This is a genomic window from Brachymonas moutaii (nom. illeg.), from assembly GCF_049977365.1.
Classification (GTDB): domain Bacteria; phylum Pseudomonadota; class Gammaproteobacteria; order Burkholderiales; family Burkholderiaceae_C; genus Brachymonas.
Genome location: NZ_JBNGEN010000025.1, coordinates 1 through 923 on the forward strand (window position 1 = coordinate 1; position 923 = coordinate 923).

The 923-nt window shown below is 52.4% G+C and carries 2 protein-coding genes; both read left to right on the forward strand.

Annotated features, from left to right (window positions below):
• A partial coding sequence (locus ACP2WS_RS11255; RefSeq protein ID WP_426460849.1) for a hypothetical protein occupies positions 1-622 on the forward strand: 622 nt, incomplete at its 5' end.
• Between the two features lie 19 nt (positions 623-641).
• Positions 642-923: hypothetical protein (locus ACP2WS_RS11260; RefSeq protein WP_426460850.1), on the forward strand; the 282-nt coding region annotated here is incomplete at its 3' end.

Here is a 923-nt window from a genome sequence, read left to right on the forward strand (position 1 = left end):
CTTCAATACCGTCGGAGGCACAGCTGGTGCGGCCCTTGGAGTCGGACGCGGCATGGGGCCCGCCGCGGGCCCTCAGGATCTGATGCAGCGCCAGCAATACAGCACGAGCGATACGCCATCCTCTGTACTTCATCGACAAATGGCCCCCACTTCTGCTGCCCCTATGAGTGCAGAAAGTTCCGATTCGACTCTGAGAATGCTGACTTCTGCAACTAATACCACCATGGGATCCGAACCAGGCATTCGATCTACACCACAAAGTCAACGGGGAATCAATACGCAGCCCACCGGCCTTTCTCGCGAAGTCAACGCCTTTCCCGCTCTTGCTCAACCTGCATATGCTGCCTTTCCCAATTCGTTCACTCAGTTCTCCACTCCTGTAGCTTCGTTGAATGCACCAGCATCTGAAGCTCGCAACATATCCTCTTCGGCAAACTCGCAGAGAGCTGGTACCGATATCCAGCCGTCGATTGAAGCTGCTTCGCAGCAGACCGGCCCTGTTGCCTCCCAAGACAACGCCATATCCCCTACCGATCGGTATGTCTCAACTACTTCTTCTGAAGCGGATGCACGCCCTCATCCCTACAGCATTGGGCTCAATAGTCCCTTTCGGCAAACCTGACCACAGACTGAAGAAAATCATGCAAAAACATCCATGGACGCACATTGAAATTGCCACCTCAATAACAGCAATTATTTTAATAAATTTCCCCACCCATGCGAATGCTCAATATGGAAACCCATGGATGGGTCAAGCCATCAATAAAAATATCATGCGTGGGAAAGAGGCTGCATCCGACTATGAAAGGCAGAACAAGCAGCAGGCATGGCAAGCCAAGGAAAACGCCATTCAGGCCCAGATCGAGAGATACCGCTCCACTCCTTACTACGGAAGTCTGGCTGTGAATATGCGCGACAAAGGC